Genomic DNA, 26,008 nt, shown 5'->3' with positions numbered 1-26,008 from the left:
CCGGCGGCTCCGGCTCCGGAGGCCCCGGCCGCCGCGCCGGCCGCGCCGGAACCCACCCTGCCCACCGATGGCGACGGCGCCATCATCACCGACGTGCTGACCAAGGTCTGCATGCCGATGGTCAAGGGCGGCGACTTCGCCCAGCTGGCCGCGGCCGCCGGGATGAAGAAGGGCAAGAAGGACGGCAATATCGTCTTCACCCTGCCGCTGACCGGCGGGTCGAAGGACTATTCGATCACGCTCGAGAACCCCGGCTCCAACAAGCAGGTCTGCTCGCTGAGCCTGAAGTACGTGCTGGACGGCGAGAAGCCGATCATCCGCTCGCTCAACATCTGGTCCTATCTGCACGACCCCTACATGGCCGCCCAGCGCAACGACTACGTGCCGGCGACCGACGTGAAGCGCATCACCAATTCCTGGGAATATTTCACCGACCACGTCTCCCAGGGCCTGGTCTTCGTCCAGCTGAAGAAGCCGGACGGTTCGCCGCTGAACGCCCGGTTCGACCAGGCGACCCTGCTCTACAGCGAACGCACCTTCTAGGCATCGCGCCGACAGGCCGACGAGATCCAGGCGCCGGGGGAGACTCCGGCGCCTTTTTCGCGCCCGCATGGCAATCCCAGATCGCAGGCCGGACGCTCGCACGGCAGGGCGCCCAGACAGAATCAGCGGTCCGCCCTAAGGCCGGACGGCGCGCCGCCAAGGGGCCGCGCGCGTCCGCGTTTCAGGAGACCCCATGCGCTCGATTTCCGTCATTGCCGTCGTCGCCTTCGCGATGAGCCTCGCCTCGGCCGCCGACGCGGCCCCCTGCAAGGACGCCAAGGGCAAGTTCATGAAGTGCCCGGCTCCGGCGGTCGCGCCCGGCGTCCGCTGCCAGGACAAGACCAGCAAGAAGTTCGCCAAGTGCGGCGCCCCAAACAGCCAGCCGATCCCCGCCAAGCCGAAATAGGCCAAGCCCCGCGTCGCCGCGGTCCGATCAGCCGATCCAGGTCAAGACCGCGGCGGCGACCTCTTCCCAGCCGGGCTCTCCGGGCAGCCAGTGGCTCATGCCCGGCCATTCCAGATAGGCGCCGCCGATCCGCTCGGCGGTCTGGCGCACGGTCGACGGCGGATGGATCACGTCGCGGCCGCCGGCCATCACCAGGCTGCGAACCTTCAAGGGACCCGGCCCCAGGCTGGTGGTCATCAGCGGGTCCATCCACCAGTTCAGGGTCTCCCATAGCGCGCGACCGCTTTCCGGCCGCATGCGGGCGACGGCGGCGTCACGCTCGGGCTTGGCCATGCGGTCGAGGCTGTAGGTGCGGGCGAGCCGGCCGTCCGGCGCGATCGCCTGGATCCAGAACGGGCCCATCATGTGCAGGCTGACCGCCGAGACGGCCTCCTCGATGGTCGAGGCGGCGACGCCCCAGGGCGGCGAGGGCGCGAGCAGGACCAGGCCCGCCAGGTCACATCGGCGCGAGGCCAGCTGAGCCACCAGCCCGCCCATGGAGTGGCCGATCAGGATCGGGGGCTCGGGTTCGGCCGCGCAGGCCTTGGCGACCGCCCGGGCGTAGTCGGTCATGGACACGCCGGTCACCGCATTGGACGGATCGCTGTCGGCGTGGCCCGGCAGGTCGAGGGCGATGACCTTCAGTCCCGCCGCCTCGAAGGGCTTGCGGAAATGCTCGAAGATCCAGCCGCCGCAGAAGGCGCCATGCACCATGATGACCGAGGACGCCAATGGGGCTCCGTTTCGAATTGTCCGCAAAGCCGTTCTAGGCCGGAGGCGCCGGACTAGCCCGCGAAATCGTGGAAGGCCCGGACCACCGCCTCATAGGTCGGCCGCTTGAACGGCACAACGACCTCCAGGGCCTCGGAGAGCTTTCCCCAGCGCCAGGCGTCGAATTCGGGCTCGCCGTGCGCCATCAGGTCGATTTCCGCCTCCTCGCCGTCAAAGCGGAAGGCGAACCAGACCTGGCGCTGGCCCTTCCAGCCGCGGGCGGGCTTGCCGCCCTGGTGGTCGGGTGGGAAGTCGTAGGTGAGCCAGCCGTCCGTGCGGCCGAGCAGGGTCGCCGAGGTGACGCCCGTCTCCTCCGCCAGCTCGCGGCGCGCGGCCTGGATCAGGTCCTCGCCGGCGTCGACGCCGCCTTGCGGGAACTGCCAGTTATAGGGGCCTGGCGTGTTGTTGCGCCGCCCCAGCCAGACGCGGCCGTCGGGATGGAACAGCACGACTCCGACATTGGGCCTGTAGGCCGAGAGGTCGCCGCTCATTTCCGGGTCATGAGCGCCGAGGCGGGCGCCAGCTGATAGCCGCGGTCCTCGACCGTGCGCGCCCATTGGGCCACCTGGCCGATGGTCACCGGATAGGCGAAGGCCGAGCCCAGGGCCTGGCCGCGCTGCAGGGCGCCGGCTTCCAGCGCCAGGAGCTGCTGGTCGATGGAGTCCGAGGACAGCTGGTCGTCGATGATCCGGTCGGCCGAGGCGCGGGGAATGCCGCCCCGGCGCTGGGCGGCGGAGCCGTCGTCGATGAAGGCCAGGCCCCGGCTGCGTAGGGCGTCGGAGAAGGCGCCCATGGCCTGGTCGGTGGCCATGAACTTGGAGCCCAGATAGTTGGTCACCCCGAAATAGCCGGTGGCGCGGCTGAGCAGCCATTCCAGCTTCTTCACCGTCTCGGCCGGCATGGCCCGCGACATCAGGGTGTAGGGACCGGGATCATTGTCCGGATAGTCCACCGGCTCCATGGGCGCTTCCAGCAGCACCTCATGGCCGTTGGCGCGGGCCAGGTCGATCCAGCCCTGCAGGCCCTCCGAATAGGGCACGAAGGACAGGGTGATTTCCGGCGGCAGGCCCTCGATGGCCTGGCGGGTGGCCGAGGCGTTGAGGCCGAGCCCGCCGATCACCAGCGAGATTTTTGGCCGGCCGTTGGAGGTGAAGGGCCGGGCATAGGCCTGGGCCGGGGTGCGGCCGTCCCCGCCGATCACCGGCAGGGGGCCGTTAGGGCCGTTGACCGTTACGCCGGCGATCGGCGCCTGGGGCAGGGGATCGGCGGCGCGGAAGGCGCGGCCGCCGGGCAGGGTGATGGTCGCCGTGCCGCCGGGCCCGATCGGGGTCTCCGACAGGCTGTAGATGTCCTCGGTCACCGTGGGCCCGCCGGGATGCTCGGCCAGCAGGGCCTCGCGCCAGCCGGGCGGCGCGGCCATGGCGGCGACCTTGGCCAGGGAGATCCGCACCACGGGCGTCCCGGCCTGGGGGTCGCCGATGGCCGCGATCAGCCCGACCGTGGTCAACAGGAACAGGCCCGCGGCCGCGCCGGCGCTGACATAGGGGTTCGCCACCGCGCGCATCAGCGCCTCGGGCGGGCGGAAACCGCCGCTCGGGGCGGCCGGAACGGTGGGATAGGTCTTCCGGGAAAACGCGGGCATGGGCATACGAAGCTCCTGCCCGAGAGGGTGAATGAACATGGTTAATGAATGACTTAACGCCAGACCTGGCCCGGCCCCGGAACCTTCGCCCGCGCCGGGGGTTTGCGCCCCGGCGCGGCGGGCGCAAGATCGCCCCGCGGGCTCGGGAGAATAGGCGCATGGCGTCCAGATTGAAGGTCGGGGTCGATGTGCCCTGGGTCACGAGCTGGACGGCGGAAGCCCTGCTGGGCGTCGCCCCCTGCGCCACCGTCGACGGCCGGCTGGCCATCGGCCAGGCCGAGCGCCCCGGTGAGGGCAAGCCGCAATATTCCCGCAACCACCTGCGCCGCCAGCGGGAGAGCGTGCGCCGCATGCTGTGTCCCATGTGCGGCGAACCCACCGCCCCCGACGACCGCTGGCACCAGACGGGCAAGCTGATGGCGGTGGGTGCGCTCCGCGCACGCGGCCTGGGCGCCGTCACCCCGGCCGACCTGCCCGACGCCCAGGTCGTGCTGAACGCCGGCGCGATCTCGCCGAGCCACAAGGCCTGCGCCGAGCGGGCCCTGGCGCATTGCCCGCATCTGGGGGCCGATCCTGATCCCACCATCCGGCCGTTTCCGGCCCGTTGGGCGGTGTTTCCGTTAACGGTCGAGGCCCAGGCCCCGGGCGGGGCGCTGCTGGCGACGCGGCGGCTGCCGATCCCGGTGATCAGCTTCCTGCAGCTGGTGGGGGTGACCGACCAGATGCAGCGCGACTGGCGCCAGAGGCTGAGGGCCGAGAGCCGGGCCTAGCCGATCCAGCGCAGGGCGCGCTGGAACAGGCCGAGCGTCTGGGCGTGCAGCCGGTCACCGGTGGGCTTGGGCGCGCGCCCGGCGCAGGCCCGGGCATGGGTGCCCTCCAGGATGATGCCCAGCTTGTAGCAGGCGAGCACCGCGTACCAGTCGAGCACGCCCAGATCCCGCTCTGTGCGGGGGCGATAGTGCTCGACCAGCTCGGCGGCGGTGGGGAACCCCGTCCACGGCTTGACCGAGACGGCGGACGGGTCGGGGTTCTCGCCCTCGGGCCAGGTCGCCATCAGCCAGCCGAGGTCCAGCAGCGGATCGCCGATGGTGGTCAGCTCCCAGTCGACGATGGCCGCCAGCTCCGGCCCGTCATGGCGGTACATGACATTGGCCAGGTGATAGTCGCCGTGGATGATGCCGGGGATGAAGCTCTGCGGCTGGTTGGCGGTGAGCCAGGCGGCGACCTTGTCCACACCGGGAATCTCCGCCGGGCCGGTCCAGCCCTCGAACTCGGCGTAGGAGGCAAGCTGGCCCTTCCAGCGCTCCACCTGGCGGCCCAGATAGTTGTCCGGCTTGCCGAACCCTTCCAGGCCCAGGGCCCGGTAGTCGAGCGCGCCCAGGGCCGCGATCCCCTCGACCAGGGCCAGGCCCATGCGGTGACGCACGGCCTTTGATCCCGCATGCAGGGGCGGCAGGCCTGTGGTCGGATTGAAGCCGTCGATCGGCTCCATCAGATAGAAGGCCGCCCCGATCACGTCCTCCTCCGGACAGGCGGCGATCAGGCGTGGATGGGGCACATCCGTATCGGCGATGGCCGCCAGCATGCGGGCCTCGCGGCGCATGGTCTCGTTGGAATTGGCCCGCAGATGCGGCGGCGGACGGCGCAGGACATAGGTCCGCTCCCCCCGCCGGAACTTCAGCAGGATGTTCTGGGTGCCGCCAGCCAGCAGGGCGGCGTCTTCCAGGGGCCCCGCGCCCAGGCCCTGCCGATCCATCCAGGCGCTGAGCGCGCCCAGGTCCACTGCCGTTTCCACCCCGTCTGGTCCTTCACGCCGGATGTTTCCGTTGCCGCCATCACGGACGCCTGAGAGGCGCTTGGCAATGATGTCGTGGCGGAAGGCGGTTCGGCTCTTGCCCCCTCGGCCTGGCTGCGGCTCAGTGCGGCCGGGGCCATGGGGGGCGAGATGCGCAGGCTGATTCTGATTCTGGGGCTGCTGTTCGCGCCCCTGGCGGCCCAGGCCGCGCCGATCCCGGTCAAGGTGGTGGTGCTGACCACCTTCGAGCCGGGCGCCGATGTCGGCGATGCGCCGGGCGAGTTCCAGGCCTGGGCGGAACGCTATCCTCTGAACCAGACCCTCGCGGTGCCGGGCATCGAGCGGCCGGTCCGGCTGTCGCCCGACGGGGTGCTGGGGGTGGTCACCGGCATGCGCGGCCGCGCGCGGGAGAGCGTCGCGGCGCTTGCCCTGTCGCCGCAGTTCGACCTTTCCCACGCCTATTGGATCGTGGCCGGTATCGCCGGGGTCGATCCCCGCACCGGTTCGATCGGCTCGGCCGCGTGGGCCCGCTATGTGGTCGACGCCGATCCGGCCTTCGAGATGGACGACCGCGAGATCCCCGCCGACTGGCCCAACGGCCTCTATGGTCCCGGCGCGGGCAAGCCGGGCCTGAAGGGCGCGGCGCCGGGCTCCAGCGATATGGTCTGGGCGCTCGACCCCGGCCTGACCGACTGGGCCTATGGCCTGACGCGCAATGTGGTCCTGCCGGACTCCGCGGCCCTCCAGGCCGACCGCGCCCGCTATCCCAGCGAGCCGGAGGCGATGAAGCCGCCCCACGTGTTCCTGGGCGATGTGCTGGGGACCACCCGCTTCTGGCATGGGACCCGCCGCACCGAATGGGCGCGGGCCTGGATCAAGACCTGGACGGACGGCAAGGGCGTCTTCGCCATGACCGACTGCGAGGACCAGGGGATCCTGGACGTGCTCGGCCTCTATGGCCGTCAGGGCAAGGTGGACGCCCGCCGCGTGCTCGTCCTGCGCACCGCCAGCAACTATTCCCGCGAGGGCGACGCCGACAGTCCGGTGTTGAAGTTCGCGGAGGGCGGGGCCCGCGCCGGGTTCGAGGCCGCTTGGCTGACCGGCGCGCCGGTGGTCAAGGCCCTGGTCGCCGGCTGGGCGACCTACGAGACCAAGCTGCCGGGAGCCGCGAAATGAGCCTGCTCGACACCACCTTCCAGCTGAAGGCGCGAGGCACCAATGTCCGCACCGAGCTGCTCGCCGGCCTGACCACCTTCCTGACCATGGCCTATATCATCCTGGTCAATCCCGCGATCCTGGGCCAGACGGGCATGCCCCCGGCCGCCGTGGCCGCTGCGACCTGCCTGGCCGCGGGCGTGGGCTGTATCCTGATGGGGATGGTCGCCAACTATCCCATCGCTCTGGCCCCCGGCATGGGGCTGAACGCCTATTTCACCTTCACCGTGGTCAAGACCATGGGGGTGCCCTGGCAGACCGCGCTCGGCCTGGTCTTCATCTCCGGCGTCCTGTTCCTCATCCTGACCTTCGCCGGCGTCCGCAAGCTGATCGTCAACGCGATCCCGCGCGCCCTGTTCTCGGCCATCGCCGCCGGCATCGGCCTGTTCATCGCCTTCATCGGCCTGAAGGGGGCGGGTATCGTCACCGCCAATCCGGGCACCACGGTGGGCTTGGGCGACCTGCACAATCCCAACGCCATGCTGGCCCTGCTGGGGCTCGCCATCATCGCGGTGCTGGAGGTGTGGAAGGTGCGCGGCGGGATCCTGATCGGGATCGTCATCACCTCGGTGATCGGCTGGGGCCTGCACCTGGCCCAGTGGACGCCCCAGACCTACAGCGTCGCCCAGATGACCGCGACGGCCTTCCAGCTGGACATCCCGGCGGCCTTCGGGATCGGCGGCAAGGGGCTGGGCCTGGCGCTGGTCGAGATCCTGTTCGTCTTCGTCTTCGTCGACCTGTTCGACAATGTCGGCACCCTGGTGGCGGTCTCGACCAAGGCCGGCCTCGTCCAGCCGGACGGGACCATCCCGCGCCTCAACCGCATCCTGTTCGCCGACGCCACCGCCACGGTGGTGGGGTCGCTGGCCGGCACCAGCACGGTGGTCAGCTATATCGAGAGCGCCTCGGGCGTCTCGGCGGGCGGCCGCACCGGCCTGACGGCGGTGGTCACGGGTCTGCTCTTCCTGGCCGCCCTGTTTGTCGCCCCCTGGGCCCAGGCGATCCCCGCCGCGGCCACCGCGCCGGCCCTGATCCTGGTGGGCTCGATGATGATGGCGCCTCTGGCCGACATCGAGTGGAAGGACCCGGTGGTGGCCATCCCGGCCTTCCTCACCCTGATCGCCATCCCGCTCACCTTCTCCATCGCCAACGGCCTGGCCTTCGGGGTCATCGCCTGCGCGATCCTCAAGATCGCCGGCCGGCGGATCGGCCGCGAGGACTGGCTGCTGCTGGTTCTGGCCGTGCTGTTCGTCGCGCGCTTCGCCTATATGGCCGCCGCCTAAGGGGCGACCCGGGCGAGCAGAGCCTTCAGGGTCGCGACCTCGTCTGCGGTGAGGTCGCCCGCGGCCTCGCGGTCGTGGGCGCGGACCTCGGCGATGATGGCGGGCAGGCGCGCCTGGCCCTCCGCCGACAGGGCGAGCGCCTGGGCCCGGGCGTCGCCGGGGACGGGATGGCGGTCGACCAGTTCGCCCAGGGCCTCGACGATGGCCAGCGCCCCGGAGCGGGCGATACCCATGATGGCCGCCAGCTCCGTCTGCTTCAGGCCCGGATTGGCGGCGATCAGCACCAGGGCCGAGAACCTCTGGGTGGTCATGCCCAGCGCCCCCAGCCGGCGTCGAAGGCCTCCGTCACCCGGATCTGGGCGCGGCGCACCTCATAGCCCAAGAGCTCGTCCAGCACGCCGTAGTCGACGCCGGGACGATGGGGCTGAAAGGACCGGCGGGGCGGGCGAGGGGCTCGGCTCATGGGCGTGCGGTTGAACTCCGGAACTAGATTGTTATAGTGCATAACAATATGCGGCCAGACGCCGCCTGTCTGCTGGGAGGACGCCATGCAGGTCAACATAGCAGGCGCGGGCATCGGCGGCCTCGCCGCCGCGCTGGCGCTGGACGCGGCCGGCCATGAGGTGACGGTCTATGAGGCCGCGCCCAAGATCCTCCCCCTCGGCGTCGGCATCAATCTCCTGCCCCATGCGGCCGAGGTGCTGGACGAACTTGGCCTGATCGACGCCCTGCTGGCCCGGGGCGTGGCGACCCGCGAGCTGGTCTATTTCAACCGCCACGGCCAGCGCATCTGGGGCGAGCCCGCGGCCGTCTCGCCGGCCATTCCGCGCCGCAGATCTCTCTGCCGCGCGGGGCGCTGCAAGGCGTGCTGTTCGACGCCGCCGTCGCGCGCCTGGGGCCCGACCGGGTGATCTGCGATCGGCGCATGGTCGGCCATGAGGATCACGCGGGTGGGGTCGCCGTGCGGCTCGTCGACGCCGCCGGCCAAGCGCATGAGGCGACGGCCGACATGCTGATCGCCGCCGACGGCATCCATTCGGGAGCGCGTGCCAGGCTCTTCCCGGACGAGGGGCCGCCGGTTTATGGCGGGCGGATTCTCTGGCGGGCGACCACGGTGGCCATGCCCTTTCTGACCGGCGCCAGCATGATCATGGCCGGGCATCAGGATCAGAAGTTCGTCGCCTATCCGATCTCGCCGCCGGCCGCCGACGGCCGCCAAAGGATCAACTGGATCGCCGAACTGCGGATCGCGGAGAGCCTGAAGCGCGAGGACTGGAACCGGGCCGGCGACCCCGCCGACTTTCTGCCGCGCTTCGCCGACTGGCGGTTCGACTGGCTGGACGTGCCCGGCCTGATCGCCGGCGCCGAGGCGATCTACGAATTTCCCCTGGTCGATCGCGATCCCCTGCCGCGCTGGAGCCATGGCCGCATGACCCTGCTGGGCGACGCCGCCCACGCCATGTATCCGATCGGCTCCAACGGGGCGAGCCAGGCCATTCTCGACGCCCGCGCCCTGGTCCGGGCGCTCGCCGCCCATCCCGACCCTGTTGACGCGCTCGCGGCCTACGAGGCTGAGCGGCTGCCGGCCACCGCCGCCATCGTCCGCGCCAATCGCGGCAACGGCCCCGAGCAGTGCATGCAGATGGCGCAGGAGCGCGCGCCGAACGGCTTCGCCCGGATCGAGGACGTCTTCGCCCCGGGCGAGCTCGAGGCCATCGCCGCCCGCTACAAGGTGCTGACCGGCCTGAAGCTCAAGCCGGAGGCCGCTGCATGACGCCTGCGCTCACGCCCCTGATGACCCTGGAGGTCGCGGTCGCCCCGCCGGTGTCGATCGATCCGGGACCGCCGGGCCGGCGGTTCATTCCCATTGTCGGCGGGACCGTATCGGGCGGCTTCGAAGGCCAGGTGCTGCCGGGCGGCGGCGACTGGCAGACCCTGTGGCCCGACGGCCGCATGGACATCTCCGCCCACTACATCCTCGACCTCACTGGCCACGGGAAGGTGGAGATCACCTCCGAAGGCGTCCGCGCCGGCCCGCCCGAGATTCTGACCGCCCTGGCTCGCGGCGAGGCGGTCGATCCGGGGCTCTATTATTTCCGCACGGCGGTCCGGATGCGGACGGCCGCGCCGGGCCTGATGCGCCTCAACGCCGTCCTGGCCCTGGCGACCGGCGAGCGTCTGGCCGACCAGGTGCGGCTCCAGGTTTTCGAGATCGGATAGGGGACGACGGCCTTGGCCAATCACTTCAAGACCTCCGACGGCCTGACCCTGGCTTGGCACGAATGGGGCGCCGAACATGGCGGGACCCCCGTGCTGCTGCATCACGGCTTCGGGGCCAGCGCCAAGCTGAACTGGCTGGCGGCCGGAGTGGTCGCGGCCCTCACCGACGCCGGACGCCGGGTGATCGCCATCGACGCCCGCGGCCATGGCGAGTCGGAGAAGCCGCATGATCCTGCCCTCTATGGCGAGGACCGCATGTCCCGCGACCTGTCGGAGCTGATCGACCATCTGGGCCTCGTGGAGGTCGATCTGGTCGGCTATTCGATGGGGGCGATCGTCGCCCTGATTACGGGCGCGCGGGAGCGTCGCCTGCGCCGGCTGGTGATCGGCGGGGTGGGCGACGGCATTCTGGCCCGCGGCGGCGTGGACACCCGTGTCGTCGACAATCGCGACATCGTCACGGCCCTGATGGCCGACGACCTGTCGAGCGTCTCGCCCTCGGCCCTGCCGTTCCGCCAGATGGCCGACGCCACCGGCGCTGACCGCAAGGCCCTGGCCGCCCAGGCCCAGGTGGTTCATGCCGAGCCGATCCCGCTCGACCGCATCATTGCGCCGACCCTTGTCATCGCGGGCGACCGCGACCCCCTGGCCGCCCATCCGGAACGCCTGGCCGCGGCCATTCCCGGCGCCAAGGCCGTGATCACCCCCGGCGATCACCGGGGCGCGGTGTCGAAGCCCGAATTCGCGGCGGCGGTGGTGGCGTTCCTGACCTAGCGGCGCAGCACCTCCAGCGCCGTCGCCGCCAAGATCTTCACCCCGGAATTGTCGGTGCTGGGCTCGCCCGCGCCGATGCCGTCGAGGTTGCGCTTGAAGACCCCCTGGCTGATCGAGGCCAGGCGGAACAGCGAGAAGGCCAGGTAGAAGGGAAGGTCGTCGATCCCGTCGCGGCCGGTCAGGCGGGCATAGGCCGCCACATATTCCGCCTCGGTCGGGATGCCGCTCGCCGCCAGGTCGATGCCGTCCAGCGTGCCCCAGCTCTCCGAGCGGGAGTGCCACAGGATGCAGTTATAGCCGATGTCCGCCAGGGGATGGCCGAGGGTGCAGAGCTCCCAGTCGAGCACGGCTATGATCCTGGGCTCGGTCGGGTGGAACATCACGTTCTCCAGCCGATAGTCCCCGTGGGCGATGGTCACGGTGTCGTCGGCCGGGATGCGCGGCGGCAGCTCGGTGATCAGGGCCTCCATGGCCGGGATCAGCTCGGTCTCGGCCCCGCGGTACTGCTTGATCCAGCGCCCGACCTGGCGTTCGAAATAGTTGCCGGGCCGGCCGAAGTCGGAGAGGCCCACGGCCTCCGGATCGACGGCGTGCAGCAGGGTCATCACCCGCACCAGCTCGTCATAGATCGCCCGGCGTTCCGGAGGCGTCATGCCGGGCAGGCGGGCGTCGCGGAAGATCCGGCCCTCCAGGAAGTCCATGACATAGAAGCTGGTGCCGACGACGCTCTCGTCCTCGCACAGCGCCCGCATGCGCGGCACGGGCACGGGCGTGTCGCCCAGCGCCTTCATCACCCGGTATTCGCGGTCGACCTGGTGGGCGCTGGCCAGCAATTGGCCCGGCGGCTTCTTGCGCATCACATATCGCGCCGCGGGCGTGGTCAGCAGATAGGTGGGGTTCGAGGCCCCGCCCTTGAACTGCTGGACGCTGAGCGGGCCCGAGAAGCCCTCGACATTGGCCGCCAGCCAGGCTTCGAGCCTGGCCTCGTCGAGCCGGTGCGCGGGCCGCACATCGCCCAGGCTGGGTGTCCCCGGATCATCGGCCATGGCGCTCGTCCTCCCTGTTTGACGGGAACGATAGACGCCTTTCCGCTGCGGCGGGGAAGGGGGCTCGGGCCCCCTACTTCTTCACGGGCGGCGCGGGCTCGACCTTGGGGGTCTTGGGGCCGATCACCTCGGCCAGCCGGGCGGCGGGCTTGGGCAGCTTGGGCGTCGCGGCGACCGAGCCGTACTTCAGCACGTCCTCGGCGCGGGTCAGCTGGAAGTCGCCCTTCTTGGTGTCGAAGCCTTCCGGCGGGGCCTCGGCCGGCTCGTGCGCGCCGACCCGGGCCTTGCCCTCCTCGGCGTTGAGCGCGTTGGTGAAGGAGGCTTCCGAGAACTGGAAGGCGCGGTTGGCGATCTGCTGGGCGTCCTCGCGGGTCTCGGCCACTTCCAGGTCCGGCTGGATGCCGGTCTTCTGGATGGAGCGGCCGGACGGCGTGTAGTAGCGCGCCGTGGTCAGCTTCAGCGCCCCGTCCATGCCGCCGCGCAGCGGGATCACGGTCTGGACCGAGCCCTTGCCGAAGCTGGTCAGGCCGACCAGTTCCGCCCGCTTGCGGTCCTGCAGCGCACCGGCGACGATCTCGGCCGCCGAGGCGGTGCCGGAATTGATCAGCACCACCAGGGGCGCGCCGCCGATGGCGTCGCCCGGGCGGGCGTTGTAGCGCTCGACGTCGCGCGGATCGCGGCCGCGCTGGGAGACGATCTCGCCGCCTTCCAGGAACAGGTCGGAGATCGACACCGCCTGGTCCAGCAGGCCGCCGGGGTTGTTCCTCATGTCGAGGATCCAGCCCTTGATCTTGGGGTTCTTGGCGCGCAGGTCGCGATCGCCGCCTGAGCCTCGTCGGTGGTCTTTTCATTGAAGGCCGAGACGCGCAGATAGCCGTAGTCGCCCTCCATCTTGGCGGTGGCCGACTTGGTCTTGATGATCTCGCGGACCAGCTTCACGTCGAAGGGATCGGTCTTCTCGCGGGCGATGGTGAGCGTCACGGTCTCGCCGGGCTTGCCGCGCATCTGCTTGACCGCGTCGGAAACCGACAGGCCGAGCACGCTGCCACCATTGACCGCGGTGATGTAGTCGCCGGCCTTGATTCCGGCCTTGAAGGCGGGCGTGCCGTCCATGGGCGAGATCACCTTGACCACGCCGTCCTCGCTGGTGACCTCGATGCCCAGCCCGCCATATTCGCCGCGCGTCTGATCGCGCATGTCGTCATAGGACTCGGGGTTCAGATAGTTCGAGTGGGGGTCCAGCGAGGTCAGCATGCCGTCGATGGCCGCCTCGATCAGCTTCTTGTCGTCGACCTCGGTGACATACTGGCGCTCGACGGTGTCCAGCACGTCGCCGAACAGCTCGAGCATCTTGTAGGTCTTCGCCCGGGGCTCGGCCGACGCCAGGGCCTGTTGGCTCACATAGGCCATCGAGCCCGCACCGAGCACGAAGGCCGAAACACCGATCAGCAGATACTTGCGCATAGTCTGGCCCTAGGGCTCCCTTGCGGCGGAATTACGCCGCGAACTGTTGTCTTGTCTCCGATAGAGCCAAATGGCTCAAAGTTTCATGAGGACGAACCGATCTTGCGCCGGTTCAACCCTTGAGCCAACGCCCCGGATCCACCGGCGCGTCGCGTTCGCGGACTTCCAGATAGAGTTCGGCAGGCGTTTGTCGCCCATCCGCCATCCATCCGACAGGCGCGCCCGCCGCGACGGATTGTCCGACGCTGACGCTCGCGCGGTCCAGGCCCGCCAGCACCAGATGGTACCCGCCAGCCAATCTCAAGATCAAAATGACCCCCCAACCCTTAACCGGGCCTGCAAATTGAACAAGTCCGTCGCCGGGCGCCGCCACCTTGGCGCCCGCCTTGGCCGCGATGGTCAGGCCATGCGCCCGGTCGCCCCCGGCGAGCTTGTCGCCGTAACGCCGCACGATCGGCCCGTCGGTGGGGACCAGCAGGGCGGTCGGGGGCAGGACGGGGCGGGTGTCCTCGACCCCCTGCAGCGGCGTGGCGTCGGCCTCCACCGGGGCGCTTTCGGTCAGGGCGCGGTCGGCCTGATTGCTGTCGGCGGTGAACAGGGCCTCGGCGGCCACGGCGGCCAGCCGCCGCTGGCGGGCGATCTCCCGCGCCTCGCCAGCGTAGAGATTGGCGCGGCGCTGCAGCTCGGGCGTCAGCGCCTTGATCAGGATCGCCGCGCGGGCGGCGTCCACCGCATCGCCCGGACTGACCAGCAGGGCCGGCGGCGGGTCACGGCGGAAGCGCACCAGGACGGTGAGCAGGTGGGACAGGTGGTTGAGGTTGCGGCCCTGCTGGGCGCTCAGCTCGGTCTCGCGGATGTTGAGGCGGGCGAGCGTCGCCGGATCGCCGGCCGCGGCCAGGGCGCCCGCGGCCGAGACCGCCAGCACGGCGGCGGCGATCAGCACGGGCGGCTTTCGCAGCGCCTCAATCACGGTGGTAGGGCCCCCCGGCCAGGATGGTGACCGCCCTGTAGACCTGTTCGGCCAGCATGGCGCGGGCCAGGGCATGGGGCCAGGTCTGGGGCCCGAAGGCCAGCTTGACGTCGGCCTGGGCGACCAGGGCCGGGTCCAGCCCGTCCGCCCCGCCGATCATGAACACCAGCCGGCGCACCCCGTCGTCGCGCAGCCGGCCGATCTCGGCGGCGAAGGCGCGGGAGGCGCGGGCCTGACCGCGCTCGTCGCAGGCGATGACATGGGCGCCGTCCAGGTGAGGCTTCAGCACCTCGGCCTCGGCGGCCTTGCCGGGCTTCTTGGCCTCGACCTCGATCACCTCGACCGGACCGAGCCCGAGCGCGCGCCCAGCCGCGGTCGCGCGGTCGACATAGAGCTTCACGAGCTCGACCTCAGGGGACCGGGCGAGACGCCCGACCGCCAGGATCGTCAGTCTCAACTGAAGGGGATGTGGGTGGGCGCGTCCACCGACCAGATCTTCTCGATGTTGTAGAAGGTGCGGACTTCCGGCCGGAACAGGTGGACGATCACGTCGCCGGTGTCGATCAGCACCCAGTCGCAGTGCGGCAGACCCTCGACGCGGGCCTTGCCATAGCCTTGCTCCTTCAGGGCGCGCAGCAGGTGGTCGGCGATCGCGCCGACATGGCGGTGCGAACGGCCGGACGCCACGATCAGCCCGTCGGCGACCGCGCTCTTGCCTTTGAGATCGATGAAGACGACGTCCTGGGCCTGGTCGTCGTCGAGACGCGCCAGAATCAGGTCTTCCAGGGCGGTGATACGCTTCTGGGTCTCGAGGGACTCGGCCGAAACCGGAGTCTCTTGCGCGCGGGGCGCAGGTTCAGGGCTCAGCGGGGTCGCTCCTTTATATCCTCGCTAAAAGGCTTCCTACCACAGATCGCGGGATCAGCACAGGGCGCGTGATTCCCACAGGGTTAGCGGGTGGGTCAGCGCCGGGAGCCGCCCATCCGTTCGCGCAGGGCGGTCGAGGACTGGAAGTTCAGGGGACCGGTCAGGAACACCCAGCGGGGCGGCTTGGCGCCGGCCAAGCCGGACGCCTCGGCGGCCGGGCGGCGGGCGTGGGCGAAGCGGCGGGCGGCCGGCGAGAAGCGGCTCTTCAGCGAGATCCAGGGGCGGGAGACCACGGCCACCGGCGCCCCGCCCATGATCTGGGTCCAGCCCCGCCAGCGGTGGAAATTGGCCAGGCTGTCGGCGCCCATGATCCAGACGAACTTCACGCCCGGAAACCGCGCCTTGAGCACCCGCAGGGTGTCGATGGTGTAGGTCGAGCCGATCTTGGTCTCCGCGGCGGAGACGACCATGGCCCGGCCGCGGGCGAAGCGCCGGGCGCCGGCGAGGCGACTGTCCAGGCTGGCGGTCTCATGGGCGGACTTCAGCGGATTCTGCGGCGAGACCAGCCAGATCACCCGGTCGAGCCGCAGCCTCCGGCGCGCGGTCTCGGCCACATGGGCATGGCCCTCATGGGCCGGATTGAACGACCCGCCATAGAGCCCCACCCGCATCCCGCGCGCGAGCGTGAAGCCCAGGCGCAGGGTCGCGGGACGGCCGGCGTCAGGGACGCGTCGCGCCGGACCGGCGAACCACATGGGCGCTTCCCGTTGTTGAGGTGAGGGCCGTCAAGTCCGGGTCCAACCGGCGGTGTCGGGATTGCGGTCCAGATCCATGTCGGTCTGGCGCACCCGGGCGCGGACGGTGAAGACCCCGTCCCCGGCCAGGACGCCGCCGCGGGCGAACAGCCGGCCGTGCTCCCAGTTGGACAGGCCCAGTTCCGGCCGGTTCAGGGCGTACTGGCCATCGACCCAGCGGGTGAAGCCGTCGCCGGTGAAGGGGGCGTCGACCAGGGCGTAGAACAGCTCGTGCGCCGCCGGGTCCTGGGAGATCAGGCTCGCGGCGAACCGCGGGCTGTAGCGGTTGAACAGCTGGGCGGCCTCGGCCAGGTCGTCAACCACCACCAGGCTGACCTCGGGCGTCTCCTCCCATTCCCACTCGCGGCCGAGCTCGGATTCGACCAGGGGCTCGACCAGGGCCTCGTCCTCGACGCCCCCGGCGCGGACGACGGGACCGCGACGGGTGCGCCAATGGTGGGGCACGAGGTCCCAGGCGGCGGCGCAGACATGCAGCTTCCAGCCCTTGCGGCGGGCGCCGCGGCCTCCAGCGCCTCGAGGAAGCGATGGATCAGGGGCTCGGCCTGGTCGCGGACCACGCAGACCACGTTCAGGGTGTTGCAGACCTTGCGGTCGAGGGAGTGGTAGACGGCCGCCGCGAAGCGCTCTGGATCGGCGCTGGCGTCGGCCACCATCCAGGCGCCGCCCGTGCCGTGCAGGCTGACCGGGGTGCCGGTCTGGCGCGCCACGGCGCCCAGCTGGGCCACGGCCGGGCCGGAGCCGCGGGCCACGGCCAAGGCCAGGCGGGAATCGGAGAACATCGCCCAGCCGGCCGAGCGTTCGGCGCTGGACACCAGGGACGCCGCGCCTTCGGGCAGGCCGGCGGTCGCGAGCGCCGGATCCAGGGCGTGATGGACGATGGCGCGGGCGGTGCCCAGCGCATCGGAGCCGATGCGGAACACCACGGTGTTGCCGGTGCGCAGCACGCCGGTGGCGTCGGCGAACACATTGGGCCGGCCCTCGAACACGAAGCCGACCACCCCCAGGGGCGCCATGACCTGCTCGACGCTCCAGCCCTCATGGCGGATCGTCTCCAGCACCCGGCCGCGGGCCGGCGGGGCGTCGCGCCAGGCGCGCAGGCCGGCGATCATGTCGGCGCGCATCTGGTCGCTGAGCGCCAGGCGCGTGGTCGAGCGGCCCTTGGCCTGGGCGGCCGCGACATCGGCGGCGTTGGCGGCGGCGATCTCGGCCCAGACGTGGTTGTCCGCCAGTCGGGCGGCGAAGGCCTCGAAGAAGGCGGTGATGGCGGCGTCGCCGACCTGGCCCATCTGGCGGAAGGCGGCGTGCGCCCGACCGACGGCGGCGCGGGCCACCGCCTGGACCTCCGCGGGCACGTGCAGCAGGTCGCCGGTGTCCTGGATCACCACCAGCTGGTCGCCGACATGGAAGGCCGCCGCCAGCTCCGGCGAGACGAAGGCCAGGCGGTCGCCGCCATAGGGCACGGCCATGCCCGGGCTGAGCGCCGTCAGGCGTCCCCGGGTCTCGGCCAGTCCTGCCGCGCTCGCGTCGTCCATCCCTGCGCCCATATGCTCAGCGTGAGCCTTAGTGTCGTTCCAAGCCTTACTAGGCGTCTTTCTCGGCGGGTTCAAATAAGAGGTGCGCAACCCTTGATCGGTGTACAAGCGGGACCGCACGGAGGGCGGGATGGAACGTGACCAACTGATCGAGACCGTCAGGGGCCTGGCGGCCGCGGATGACCGGGTCGTGGCGCTGTTTCTGAGCGGCAGCCTGGGGCAGGGGGTGGGCGACGCCTATAGCGACGCCGACTTCATCGTGGTGGTCGAGCCCGCGGCCCACCAGACGTTTATCGAGGAGGCGAAGGCCTGGCTGGCGGCCGGCCTCGACCTCGTGCACTTCCGCCGGACCTTTCCGAACATGCCGTTGTTCACCTCGGTGACGGCCGAGTGGCTGAGGGCGGACCTGACCATCACCGTGCCGGGCATGGTCCATGGCGCCAAGGACCGCCTCAAGCCGCTATACGATCCCCGGGCCCTGTTCGAAGCCCTGCCGGATCGGCTGGCGCCGCGTTCGGCCGACCCAGAGAAGGTCGAGGCCATGGTCTGCGAGTTCCTGCGCATCCTGGGCCTGTTGCACGTAGTCGTCGGCCGGGAGGAATGGGCGGTGTCGGTCACCGGGACCGGCATGTTGCGCAACCAGCTGATCGCCCTGATGGTCGAAGAGCTCGACCTGCCCAGCCCGACCGGCGCCCTGCACCTGAAGCGGCACCTCTCGCCGCAGGACATGGACCTGGTCACCAACCTGCCTGTGGCCGAGGCCAATCGCGACTCGGTCGTCTCGACCAATTTCGCCTATGCGCGGATCTTCCTGCCGCGGGCGAGGGCCCTGGCCGAACGGGTGGGCGCCGCGTGGCCGGAGGCCTTTGAGGCCGCGACCCGGGCGAAGCTGAAGCGGGATCTTGGCGCCGACTGGGACGGCCCGGCGCTGGGTGTCGTGCGCTAGGCGCGTTCGACCAGGGCCAGATCGTCGGCGTGGATCAGCGGGCCCTCGGTGAAGCCGAGCGCCGCCTCGATGGCGTCGGACTTCAGGCCGCGGATCCGTTCGGCGTCGGCGATGTCGTAGCGGCTGAGGCCGCGGGCGATCTCGGCGCCGGCTTCGTCGCGGACGATGACCGCGTCGCCCTTCTCGAACCGGCCCTCCACCGCCTTCACCCCGGCGGCCAGCAGGCTCTTGCCGGTGGCCAGCGCCCGGGCGGCGCCGGCGTCGATGATCAGGGCGCCATTGGGGGCGAGCGATCCGGCGATCCAGGCCTTGTAGGCGGCCTTGGCGGTGATCGCCGGTTCGATGACCGTGGCGCGCTCGCCATGCTCCACCGCATAGAGCGGAGAGGGGCGCCGCCCCAGGGTGATGACCGTGGCGCAGCCGGCGGCCTGGGCCATGCGGGCGGCGGCGATCTTGGTGGCCATGCCGCCGGTGCCGACCCCGGCCTGGGCGTTCGCGCCGCCTGCCATGGCCTCGATCTCGGCGTCCAGCCGGGTCACGCGGGGAATATGCCGGGCCTCAGGGTTGCTGCGCGGATCGGCGGTGTAGAGGCCGTCGATGTCGGAGAGCAGCACCAGCACGTCGGCGCCGATCATCTGGGCCACCCGGGCGGCCAGGCGATCATTGTCGCCGTAGCGGATCTCCTCGGTGACCACGGTGTCGTTCTCGTTGACCACCGGCACGACGCCCAGGGTCAGCAGGGTCTCGACCGTCGCCCGCGCGTTCAGCCAGCGGCGGCGGACCTCCGTGTCGTCGCGGGTGAGCAGCACCTGGGCGGCGGAAAAGCCGTGGGGCTCCAGGGCCTCTTCCCAGGCCCGCATCAGGGCCGACTGGCCGGCGGCGGCGGCGGCCTGCTTTTCCGGCAGGGTGAGCGCCCGCTTGCCGAGCCCCAGGCGTTTGCGGCCGAGCGCCACCGCGCCGGAGGAGACCACCAGCACCTGCTGGCCGCGATGGCGCACCCGCGCCAGGTCAGAGGCGAAAGCCGCCAGCCAGTGGGCGTCCGGCGCCCCGTCCTCGCCGACCAGCAGGGCCGAGCCCACCTTGACGACGATGCGTTTGGCGGCCGTCAGCCCTGTCACGGCTTCCAGTCCTCGACCTCTTCGCCGCCGCGGGCCTTGAGGGCGGCGGCGGCCTTGCGCTGGCGCACCAGGGCGTAGGCTTCGCGCAGGATGTCGACCACGCCCTGGCCGGACACGCCGGAGACCAGCCGGACCTTGGCGCCCGAGGCTTCCTCCAGCGCCTGGCGCTGGAACTCGATCATGTCGGGCGACAGGGCGTCGATCTTGTTGAGCGCCAGGATCTCGGTCTTGTCGCCGAGCTCCTCGCCATAGGCCTCCAGTTCGTGGCGCACGGTGCGCCAGGCCTCGGCCACGTCGTCCTGGGTGCCGTCGACCAGGTGGATCAGCACGGCGGTGCGCTCCACGTGGCCGAGGAAGCGGGTGCCGAGCCCCGCGCCCTCCGACGCGCCCTCGATCAGGCCGGGAATGTCGGCGATGACGAAGCGCTCATTGGGCGACAGGTCGACCACGCCGAGATTGGGGGCGAGCGTCGTGAACGGATAGTCGGCGATCTTGGGCTTGGCGGCGCTGGCCGCGGCCAGGAAGGTGGACTTGCCGGCGTTGGGCAGTCCGGCCAGTCCGACATCGGCGATCAGCTTCAGCCGCAGCCAGATCCAGCGCTCCTCGCCCTCCTGGCCCGGATTGGCGTGATAGGGCGCCTGGTTGGCCGGCCCCTTGAACCGGTCATTGCCCCAGCCGCCATTGCCGCCCTTGCACAGCAGATAGCGCTGGCCGGGGGTGTCCATGTCGACGATCAGGGTTTCCTTGTCCTCCTCCAGCACCTGGGTGCCGACGGGGACCTTCAGCACGGCGTCGGCGCCGGCGGCGCCGTGGCGGTTGCGGCCCATGCCGTGGGTGCCGGTCTCGGCCTTGAAATGCTGATGGTAGCGGAAGTCGATCAGGGTGTTCAGGCCATCGACGGCCTCGATCCAGACGTCGCCGCCATTGCCGCCGTCACCGCCGTCCGGGCCGCCGTACTCGATGTACTTCTCGCGCCGGAACGAGACCGCCCCGCCGCCGCCGTTCCCGGAGCGGACATAGATCTTGCACTGGTCGAGAAACTTCATGTGGGCCTTTTGAACCAAGGAAAGCCGCCCGTCGAGACGTTGGTCCGACGGGCGGGGGTGACGATCAGGCGAGCCAGACCATGGTGCGGGCCGGCGCGGCCTCGCCGCGGGCGGCCGAGCGCGTCAGGGTGACCTCGCCCGTATAGAGGAAGCCGGCCTTGCTCAGGACCTCGCCGGAGGCGGGGTTGTCCGAGAAGTGGCGGGCCAGGACATAGCGCTTGCCCCAGTCCTTGGAGGCCCAGACCAGGGCGGCGCGAACGGCTTCGGTGGCCAGACCCGCCCCCCAATAGGGCTTGCCCAGCCAGTAGCCGAGTTCCGGCCGACCCTGGTCGTCGGCCTTGAAGCCCATCTGGCCGATCACGCCCAGGGCGGGATGCTCGACCACGAACTTGCGCCCGGTCTCGGGATCAAGGTCGTCCAGCTTCTCAAGATAGCCCCGCGCGTCCTCTGGCCCGTAGGGATGGGGCATGGAGGTGAGCATGCGGGCCACGTCGAAGTCATTGGCGAGGTTGGCGATTCGCTCGGCGTCGGCCACCCGGGGCCGGCGCAGGACCAGACGTTCCGTCGTGACGACGGGTTGGATTTCGATGGCGCACATCTCTACCTCCCGGACCCTCAGGGTCAGAAAAACAAAAGCGGGGAGCCCGGCGTCCGGACTCCCCGCTTGGGAATTCTGTCCGGTACCGCCTGACTTGAAGTCGAAGCGGAACCGGATCGGGATGGTTCCGCCTTAGTTGGCGTTCTCGTTGGCGACCACGTTCACGTAGGTGCGGTCATCACGCTTGGTGATGAACTTCACAGCGCCTTCGGCCATGGCGAAGAGGGTATGGTCCTTGCCGATCCCGACGTTCACGCCCGGATAGAACTTGGTGCCGCGTTGACGCACGAGGATGTTGCCGGCGGCGACAGCTTCGCCCCCGAACTTCTTCACGCCGAGACGACGGCCGGCCGAGTCGCGACCGTTACGCGAGGAGCCGCCTGATTTCTTGTGAGCCATAGTGGCCTCCTAAAACTGGTCTGGTCGGTTGCTTATTCGGCGCCGGCTTGCGGAGCTTCGGCCTTGGGGGCGGCGGCCTTCTTCGGCGCAGCCTTCTTGGCCGGAGCGGCTTCCACCGCCGGAGCCGCGGCGGCGGCCTTGAGGGCGCGGGCGGACTTGCGCTGCGGGGTCTGGGCCGGGCCGTCTTCCAGCTTCAGGTTCCGCGCACGGGCGTCGAGCACCGCCTTGGTGGTCAGGGACACGGTCCCGTCCCACTTGTCGGTCTTGCCGGCGCCTTCGACCGAGGTCACGCGCAGCACAGTTTCGAACTGGCGGTGACCCTGGGTGCGGCGGTAGCCCTGGCGACGGATCTTCTTGAAGATCTTCACCTTCTCACCGCGGCGGGTTTCGATCAGCGTCGCGCTGACCTTGGCCCCGTCCACCGTGGGGGCGCCGACCGTCACGGCCTCGCCATCGCCCAGCATGAGGACTTCGCCGAAGGCGACGTCCGCACCCGGTTCGCCATCGAGCTTTTCAACAACAAGCACATCACCGGCTTGGACCCGGTACTGCTTGCCGCCGGTCTTGATCACCGCGTACATCGTTCGCGCCTTGAAATAGCAAAAAAGATTGCGCCCGCGAGAAGGCCCGCGGGCGAGAGGCGCGGACTTATACAGAGAGCCCGGTTTGAGTCAACGCGATTGGCGGCCCTTGAGGCTTGGGACTCAGTCCCCGCGATTGCCTTCCGAGCCGCGCAGGCTGGCCAGGGTCCGCCGATCGGTCTCCCAGGCGCCGACCACGGCCCGCGACACCGCCTGCATGAACTCCAGGCGGGCGGGCACCGGCTTGTGGGTCTTGGGCATCATCACCGCCACCGCATAGGTGCGGCCGTCCGGCGCGGTCAGCAGGCCGACATCGTTGAGGCCATAGGTCGCGCCGCGCCAATCCTGGCCGGTGCCGGTCTTGTGGGCGATCTTCCAACCAGAGGGCAGGCCGCCGGCCAGGCGGCGCGGGCCGGTTCGGGCCTTGGCCATGGCGCCGAGAATCACGTCGGTCGAGGCGGGCGACAGCAGTTCGCCGCGCTTCAGGGCCGCGAGCGCCTGGACGATGCCCACCGGGCTCGCGCCGTCATAGGGCGCGTCGAGATAGGCCTGCATCGCCCGGTCGCGCACCTCGCGCGGCAGGCGGCCGCGGGCTTCCTCGAAGGCGCCATAGGGCCGGAACTCCGGCGTCCAGGTCATGCCGGCGATATGGGCCTGGAGGTGCTTCTCGTCCTCGGCCAGGCTGACGCCCTCGATATCCTTGCGCTGCAGGACCTCGTGCACGGCGGTCGGGCCGCCGACCATGCCCATCAGCTTGTCGTTGGCGGCGTTGTCGGAGGTGATCAGCGCCTTGTGCAGCAGCTCGTCGACCGTGGTCTGATAGCCGTCCTTGTCGATCCGATAGGTGATCGGCTGGAAGAAGACGCTGCGGTCGTCATTGGTCAGCAGCACGCCCTGGTCCAGGCGCATGCGGCCCTGGTCGACGGCGTCCATGGCGGTGATCGCCACCCACAGCTTCGACACGCTCTGCTGGGGGAAGGACTGTTGGCCGTCCACGGAGGCGACCCAGCCTTCGGTGACGTCAGTGACGGCGATGCCGACCGGTTCGTCGAAGCGGGCGGCCAGCGCGCTGAGCTCGTGCTGCAGGGCGGCGGGCGGCGGCGAGGTCGGGGCGCGCCGATGCGGTGTGCGGATGGTCACCGCCGAGGTGACCAGCTTGGTCGGTATGGCGTGGCTGGGCGCCGCGGCGTGGCGGCCGGGAACACCCGCCGGGGCGGTCGCGTTCCAGCCGATGCCCGCGCCGGCCAGGATGATCGCCAGGGCCGTCAGCGGGGCGCGACGCTCAACGGCGAAGGCGCCGGCGCGCAGGGCGGCCACGCCGAGCGAACCGGGAATGTCGGAAAGCACGTGGCGGGCGGCGGCGGCGGATTTCCGCGCCATCTTGTCGGCGGCGACGCAGGCGACGAACAGTCCGTCGGCGACCGGCCAGAACACCGCACCGAGCGCCCCCAGCGCCAGGGCGCCAAGCTGTGGCCCCGGGGGTGGAGAAGTCGTAAGCGCGATCCGATACGCGATCCATCACCATTTTCACGCCTGATCCGCGCGCCGCCGTCAAGCGGTCCTGGGGTCGCGGGTCTCTATGGTGACGTGACTAAGTCCTAAAAGACCGTTCAAGCGTGCGTGATAGTGCGCTGAAGCTGTCGATTTGTCCGTTTCCAGCACCACGACCGCGGCGTGATGTCCCGGACCCAGCCGCCAGAGGTGAAGGTCCAGCACCCGTGCGCCGTCGCCCTCCAGCCGCGCGCGGATCTCGGCGCTGAGTTCGGCGGACGGCGTCATGTCCAGCAGCACCGCCCCGGTGCGGGTGATCAGCCGCCAGGCGAAATGGCCGACCAGGCCCGCGCCGCAGAGGGCGGCGAGCGGATCGGCCCAGGTCCAGCCGAGATAGGATCCCGCCGCCAGTCCGGCGATGGTCAGGGCCGAGACCACCGCGTCAGCCGACAGGTGCAGGTGGGCGGCCGACAGGTTGAGGTCGCCGTCGCGGTCATGGGCGTGGACCGTCTGGGGCTTCAGCAGGGCGACACAGACCAGGTTGATGATGAGGCCGATCCCGGCCAGGCCGATGGCGCCCTGATAGGCGACCGGCTCCGGCGTGATCAGGCGCTGCACGCTCTCGGCGGCGATCAGCAGGGCGGTGACGCCCAGCACCACGGCGTTGGCGAAGCCCGCCACATAGCCGACCTTGCCGGTGCCGAAGGCGAACCTCTGGTCCGCGGCATAGGTGCGCGCGACGCCATAGGCCACGGCGGCGACCACCATGGAGGCCACGTGGGCGCCCATGTGCAGCCCCCCGGCCACCAGGGCCATGGAGTGGAAGATCAGCCCGCCGGCCACCTGGACGACCAGGGAGACGAGGCACACCCCGGCCACGATCCAGGTGCGGCGCTCATTGCGCGCATGATCCGCGCCCAGATAGATGCGATCGCCCCGGAAGGCGTCGATCGGCGGTTCGATGTCGACAGGTGCGGTCACGGTGATCTCGGACTCCGCCGTTCGGCGTGATTGTGTTATTCTATAACACTAAGCCTCGGTCAAGCGGTTCCCGAGGCGCCTTGGCGCCGCGACCTGTTCCCTAGATCGTTCTGAGTGACTAGATACGCCCCATGACCGAAAAGACCCCCGTCACCGTCCTCACCGGCTATCTCGGCGCCGGCAAGACCACCCTGCTCAACCGCATCCTCAGCGAGGATCACGGCAAGCGCTACGCCGTCATCGTCAATGAGTTCGGCGAGGTCGGCATCGACAACGAGCTGATCGTCGGCGCCGACGAGGAAGTGTTCGAGATGAACAACGGCTGCGTCTGCTGCACGGTGCGCGGCGACCTGATCCGGGTGCTCTCGGGCCTGATGAAGCGCAAGGGCGGGTTCGACGCCATCATCGTCGAGACCACCGGCCTGGCCGACCCCGGCCCCGTGGCCCAGACCTTCTTCGTGGACGACGACGTCCGCGCCAAGACCCGGCTGGACAGCGTCACCACCGTGGTCGACGCCATGCACCTGCCCCTGCGCCTGTCGGACTCCAAGGAGGCCGTCGAACAGGTGGCCTTCGCCGACCAGATCGTGCTGAACAAGACCGACCTCGTGACCGAGGCCCAGCTGCGCGACGTGGAGGCCCGCATCCGCCGGCTGAACCCGCTGGCCCCCATCCACCGCGCCCAGCGCTCGAATGTGCCGCTGGAGCTGATCCTCGGCCGCGGCGGCTTCGATCTCGACCGCATCACCGAGCTGCAGCCGGAATTCCTCAATCCCGCCCACGGGGAGCCGGGCCATGTCCATGACGAGGACTGCGACCACGACCATCATGGGCATGACCACGATCACCACGGCCATGATCACGATCATCACCATCACGACCATGTGGCCGACGCGGGCATCCGGGGGATCTCGCTGACCTTCGACAAGCCGCTGAACGGCGCCCGGGTCACCGCCTGGCTGAACGACGTCCTCCAGGCCCAGGGCCCTGACATCCTGCGGGCCAAGGGCATTCTCGACGTGGCCGGCGAGAACCGCCGCCTGGTGTTCCAGGCCGTGCACATGATCCTGGAGGGTGACTTCCAGCGCGACTGGAAGGACGGCGAACCGCGTTTCAGCCGCATGGTCTTCATCGGCCGCAATCTCGACGAGGCCAAGCTCAAGGCCGGCTTCGAGGCCTGCGCGGCCTGAATATCTCCCTCCCCATGAAGGGGAGGGCTGTGGCGTATGAGGCCCGCCAAGTTGCTCCCCCGCTGGGGGAGCTGCCCCGGAGGGGCTGAGGGGGACTTTGACTCTCTCTGCTGAGGTTCAAGCCGCCCAAAGAAGTTCATCAAGGTCCCCCTCAGCCACCCATTCGGGTGGCAGCTCCCCCAAGAGGGGAGCAACTGAGCGGAGCCGACCTGGGGCCTATTTCCTCTGCGGTAGCCCTGCGCATTCAGGGGAGGGAATTTCAGACAGCAAAAAGCC

The 26,008-nt window shown here is 70.1% G+C and carries 31 protein-coding genes and 1 pseudogene; 11 read left to right on the top strand and 21 right to left on the bottom strand.

Annotation, left to right across the window (positions count from 1 at the left end; all coding sequences use genetic code 11):
• Together MQH10_RS13660 and MQH10_RS13655 are read left to right on the top strand one after the other, a co-directional pair.
• Positions 1-543: hypothetical protein (locus tag MQH10_RS13660; protein WP_242564580.1), on the top strand; the 543-nt coding region annotated here is incomplete at its 5' end.
• A gap of 193 nt (positions 544-736) precedes the next feature.
• Positions 737-949 carry a hypothetical protein gene (locus MQH10_RS13655; RefSeq protein WP_242564579.1) on the top strand — a complete coding sequence of 71 codons (213 nt, stop codon included), beginning with the start codon at positions 737-739 and terminating at the stop codon, positions 947-949.
• 27 nt (positions 950-976) lie between these two features.
• Here MQH10_RS13655 and MQH10_RS13650 read toward each other — a convergent pair whose 3' ends face one another.
• From MQH10_RS13650 to MQH10_RS13640, 3 genes are read right to left on the bottom strand one after another with little or no spacing between them, the layout of a single operon-like run.
• Entirely contained in the window at positions 977-1,720 is a 744-nt protein-coding gene (locus MQH10_RS13650; protein ID WP_242564578.1) for an alpha/beta hydrolase, read from the bottom strand.
• A 53-nt stretch (positions 1,721-1,773) separates the two neighbouring features.
• Positions 1,774-2,250 carry an RNA pyrophosphohydrolase gene (locus MQH10_RS13645; protein ID WP_242564577.1) on the bottom strand — a complete coding sequence of 159 codons (477 nt, stop codon included), beginning with the start codon at positions 2,248-2,250 and terminating at the stop codon, positions 1,774-1,776.
• Complete coding sequence (locus tag MQH10_RS13640; RefSeq protein WP_242564576.1) at positions 2,247-3,401, bottom strand: divergent polysaccharide deacetylase family protein; 1,155 nt, start codon at positions 3,399-3,401, stop codon at positions 2,247-2,249. The genes MQH10_RS13645 and MQH10_RS13640 overlap by 4 nt, the downstream gene beginning before the upstream one ends.
• A gap of 158 nt (positions 3,402-3,559) precedes the next feature.
• Here MQH10_RS13640 and MQH10_RS13635 point away from each other — a divergent pair, with 158 nt between their 5' ends.
• Entirely contained in the window at positions 3,560-4,171 is a 612-nt protein-coding gene (locus MQH10_RS13635; RefSeq protein WP_242564575.1) for a hypothetical protein, read from the top strand.
• On the opposite strand, the gene MQH10_RS13630 is transcribed toward MQH10_RS13635, so the two are convergent.
• Positions 4,168-5,196 carry a phosphotransferase family protein gene (locus tag MQH10_RS13630; RefSeq protein ID WP_242564574.1) on the bottom strand — a complete coding sequence of 343 codons (1,029 nt, stop codon included), beginning with the start codon at positions 5,194-5,196 and terminating at the stop codon, positions 4,168-4,170. The two genes, MQH10_RS13635 and MQH10_RS13630, sit on opposite strands and share 4 nt — an antisense overlap.
• A gap of 150 nt (positions 5,197-5,346) precedes the next feature.
• Between MQH10_RS13630 and MQH10_RS13625 the strand changes: the two genes are divergently transcribed.
• Together MQH10_RS13625 and MQH10_RS13620 are read left to right on the top strand one after the other, a co-directional pair.
• Positions 5,347-6,372 carry a purine-nucleoside phosphorylase gene (locus tag MQH10_RS13625; protein WP_242564573.1) on the top strand — a complete coding sequence of 342 codons (1,026 nt, stop codon included), beginning with the start codon at positions 5,347-5,349 and terminating at the stop codon, positions 6,370-6,372.
• Positions 6,369-7,694, top strand: coding sequence for an NCS2 family permease (locus MQH10_RS13620; RefSeq protein ID WP_242564572.1), 1,326 nt, complete (start codon positions 6,369-6,371; stop codon positions 7,692-7,694). Before MQH10_RS13625 ends, MQH10_RS13620 begins: the two co-directional genes overlap by 4 nt.
• Here MQH10_RS13620 and MQH10_RS13615 read toward each other — a convergent pair.
• Positions 7,691-8,005, bottom strand: a complete 315-nt coding sequence (locus tag MQH10_RS13615) for a MarR family winged helix-turn-helix transcriptional regulator (protein ID WP_242564571.1) — start codon at positions 8,003-8,005, stop codon at positions 7,691-7,693. The genes MQH10_RS13620 and MQH10_RS13615 overlap by 4 nt on opposite strands.
• The gene (locus tag MQH10_RS13610; protein WP_242564570.1) at positions 8,002-8,157 is read right to left on the bottom strand and encodes a hypothetical protein; all 156 of its coding nucleotides are present in this window, start codon (positions 8,155-8,157) and stop codon (positions 8,002-8,004) included. Before MQH10_RS13610 ends, MQH10_RS13615 begins: the two co-directional genes overlap by 4 nt.
• A gap of 85 nt (positions 8,158-8,242) precedes the next feature.
• On the opposite strand from MQH10_RS13610, the gene MQH10_RS13605 reads away from it, so the two are divergent.
• From MQH10_RS13605 to MQH10_RS13590, 4 genes are read left to right on the top strand one after another with little or no spacing between them, the layout of a single operon-like run.
• Entirely contained in the window at positions 8,243-8,605 is a 363-nt protein-coding gene (locus tag MQH10_RS13605) for an NAD(P)-binding protein (protein ID WP_242564569.1), read from the top strand.
• A complete protein-coding gene (locus MQH10_RS13600; RefSeq protein ID WP_336605102.1) occupies positions 8,530-9,468 on the top strand; it encodes an FAD-dependent monooxygenase in 939 nt (312 codons plus the stop codon). Before MQH10_RS13605 ends, MQH10_RS13600 begins: the two co-directional genes overlap by 76 nt.
• The gene (locus MQH10_RS13595) at positions 9,465-9,914 is read left to right on the top strand and encodes a DUF3237 family protein (RefSeq protein ID WP_242564568.1); all 450 of its coding nucleotides are present in this window, start codon (positions 9,465-9,467) and stop codon (positions 9,912-9,914) included. Before MQH10_RS13600 ends, MQH10_RS13595 begins: the two co-directional genes overlap by 4 nt.
• Positions 9,915-9,926: 12 nt before the next feature.
• Positions 9,927-10,688 carry an alpha/beta fold hydrolase gene (locus MQH10_RS13590; protein ID WP_242564567.1) on the top strand — a complete coding sequence of 254 codons (762 nt, stop codon included), beginning with the start codon at positions 9,927-9,929 and terminating at the stop codon, positions 10,686-10,688.
• Here the strand turns inward: MQH10_RS13590 and MQH10_RS13585 are convergent.
• The 8 genes and pseudogenes from MQH10_RS13585 to MQH10_RS13550 all read right to left on the bottom strand — a co-directional run bounded on the left by MQH10_RS13585 (position 10,685) and on the right by MQH10_RS13550 (position 17,382).
• Positions 10,685-11,734: a phosphotransferase gene (locus MQH10_RS13585; protein WP_242564566.1), complete on the bottom strand. Its 1,050-nt coding sequence runs from the start codon at positions 11,732-11,734 to the stop codon at positions 10,685-10,687. The two genes, MQH10_RS13590 and MQH10_RS13585, sit on opposite strands and share 4 nt — an antisense overlap.
• 73 nt (positions 11,735-11,807) lie before the next feature.
• Positions 11,808-13,198, bottom strand: a pseudogene (locus MQH10_RS13580) (S41 family peptidase).
• Between the two features lie 112 nt (positions 13,199-13,310).
• Entirely contained in the window at positions 13,311-14,141 is an 831-nt protein-coding gene (locus MQH10_RS13575) for a murein hydrolase activator EnvC family protein (protein ID WP_242564565.1), read from the bottom strand.
• A 19-nt stretch (positions 14,142-14,160) separates the two neighbouring features.
• Positions 14,161-14,625 (bottom strand): 23S rRNA (pseudouridine(1915)-N(3))-methyltransferase RlmH, encoded by a 465-nt coding sequence (gene rlmH, locus MQH10_RS13570; RefSeq protein ID WP_242564564.1) that lies wholly within the window; start codon positions 14,623-14,625, stop codon positions 14,161-14,163.
• On the bottom strand, positions 14,622-15,035 hold the full coding sequence (gene rsfS / locus MQH10_RS13565) for a ribosome silencing factor (RefSeq protein WP_242564589.1): 414 nt from the start codon (positions 15,033-15,035) through the stop codon (positions 14,622-14,624). The genes rlmH and rsfS overlap by 4 nt, the downstream gene beginning before the upstream one ends.
• A gap of 95 nt (positions 15,036-15,130) precedes the next feature.
• A complete protein-coding gene (locus MQH10_RS13560; protein ID WP_242564563.1) occupies positions 15,131-15,790 on the bottom strand; it encodes a nicotinate-nucleotide adenylyltransferase in 660 nt (219 codons plus the stop codon).
• A 30-nt stretch (positions 15,791-15,820) separates the two neighbouring features.
• Positions 15,821-16,156, bottom strand: a complete 336-nt coding sequence (locus tag MQH10_RS13555) for a hypothetical protein (protein ID WP_242564562.1) — start codon at positions 16,154-16,156, stop codon at positions 15,821-15,823.
• Positions 16,084-17,382 carry an aldehyde dehydrogenase family protein gene (locus MQH10_RS13550; protein WP_242564561.1) on the bottom strand — a complete coding sequence of 433 codons (1,299 nt, stop codon included), beginning with the start codon at positions 17,380-17,382 and terminating at the stop codon, positions 16,084-16,086. Before MQH10_RS13550 ends, MQH10_RS13555 begins: the two co-directional genes overlap by 73 nt.
• A gap of 130 nt (positions 17,383-17,512) precedes the next feature.
• Between MQH10_RS13550 and MQH10_RS13545 the strand changes: the two genes are divergently transcribed.
• On the top strand, positions 17,513-18,328 hold the full coding sequence (locus tag MQH10_RS13545) for a hypothetical protein (protein WP_242564560.1): 816 nt from the start codon (positions 17,513-17,515) through the stop codon (positions 18,326-18,328).
• Here the strand turns inward: MQH10_RS13545 and proB are convergent.
• From proB to MQH10_RS13510, 7 genes are all read right to left on the bottom strand, one after another.
• On the bottom strand, positions 18,325-19,455 hold the full coding sequence (proB, locus tag MQH10_RS13540; protein WP_242564588.1) for a glutamate 5-kinase: 1,131 nt from the start codon (positions 19,453-19,455) through the stop codon (positions 18,325-18,327). The two genes, MQH10_RS13545 and proB, sit on opposite strands and share 4 nt — an antisense overlap.
• Positions 19,443-20,492 (bottom strand): GTPase ObgE, encoded by a 1,050-nt coding sequence (gene obgE, locus MQH10_RS13535; RefSeq protein WP_242564559.1) that lies wholly within the window; start codon positions 20,490-20,492, stop codon positions 19,443-19,445. Before obgE ends, proB begins: the two co-directional genes overlap by 13 nt.
• A 64-nt stretch (positions 20,493-20,556) precedes the next feature.
• Positions 20,557-21,090 carry a GNAT family N-acetyltransferase gene (locus MQH10_RS13530; protein ID WP_242564558.1) on the bottom strand — a complete coding sequence of 178 codons (534 nt, stop codon included), beginning with the start codon at positions 21,088-21,090 and terminating at the stop codon, positions 20,557-20,559.
• 132 nt (positions 21,091-21,222) lie between these two features.
• On the bottom strand, positions 21,223-21,489 hold the full coding sequence (rpmA, locus tag MQH10_RS13525; RefSeq protein WP_242564557.1) for a 50S ribosomal protein L27: 267 nt from the start codon (positions 21,487-21,489) through the stop codon (positions 21,223-21,225).
• 32 nt (positions 21,490-21,521) lie between these two features.
• A complete protein-coding gene (gene rplU, locus MQH10_RS13520; RefSeq protein ID WP_242564556.1) occupies positions 21,522-22,070 on the bottom strand; it encodes a 50S ribosomal protein L21 in 549 nt (182 codons plus the stop codon).
• 123 nt (positions 22,071-22,193) lie between these two features.
• Positions 22,194-23,504 (bottom strand): serine hydrolase, encoded by a 1,311-nt coding sequence (locus MQH10_RS13515; protein WP_242564555.1) that lies wholly within the window; start codon positions 23,502-23,504, stop codon positions 22,194-22,196.
• A gap of 117 nt (positions 23,505-23,621) precedes the next feature.
• Positions 23,622-24,542 carry a cation diffusion facilitator family transporter gene (locus MQH10_RS13510; RefSeq protein ID WP_242564554.1) on the bottom strand — a complete coding sequence of 307 codons (921 nt, stop codon included), beginning with the start codon at positions 24,540-24,542 and terminating at the stop codon, positions 23,622-23,624.
• A 131-nt stretch (positions 24,543-24,673) separates the two neighbouring features.
• On the opposite strand from MQH10_RS13510, the gene MQH10_RS13505 reads away from it, so the two are divergent.
• Positions 24,674-25,732 carry a CobW family GTP-binding protein gene (locus MQH10_RS13505; RefSeq protein ID WP_242564553.1) on the top strand — a complete coding sequence of 353 codons (1,059 nt, stop codon included), beginning with the start codon at positions 24,674-24,676 and terminating at the stop codon, positions 25,730-25,732.
• Positions 25,733-26,008 lie beyond the last annotated feature (276 nt).

The sequence above is a fragment of the Phenylobacterium aquaticum genome (assembly GCF_022695515.1).
Classification (GTDB): domain Bacteria; phylum Pseudomonadota; class Alphaproteobacteria; order Caulobacterales; family Caulobacteraceae; genus Phenylobacterium; species Phenylobacterium aquaticum.
Note: the sequence above shows the minus strand (reverse complement) of the source record. Positions and strands in the feature narration are given on the sequence as shown.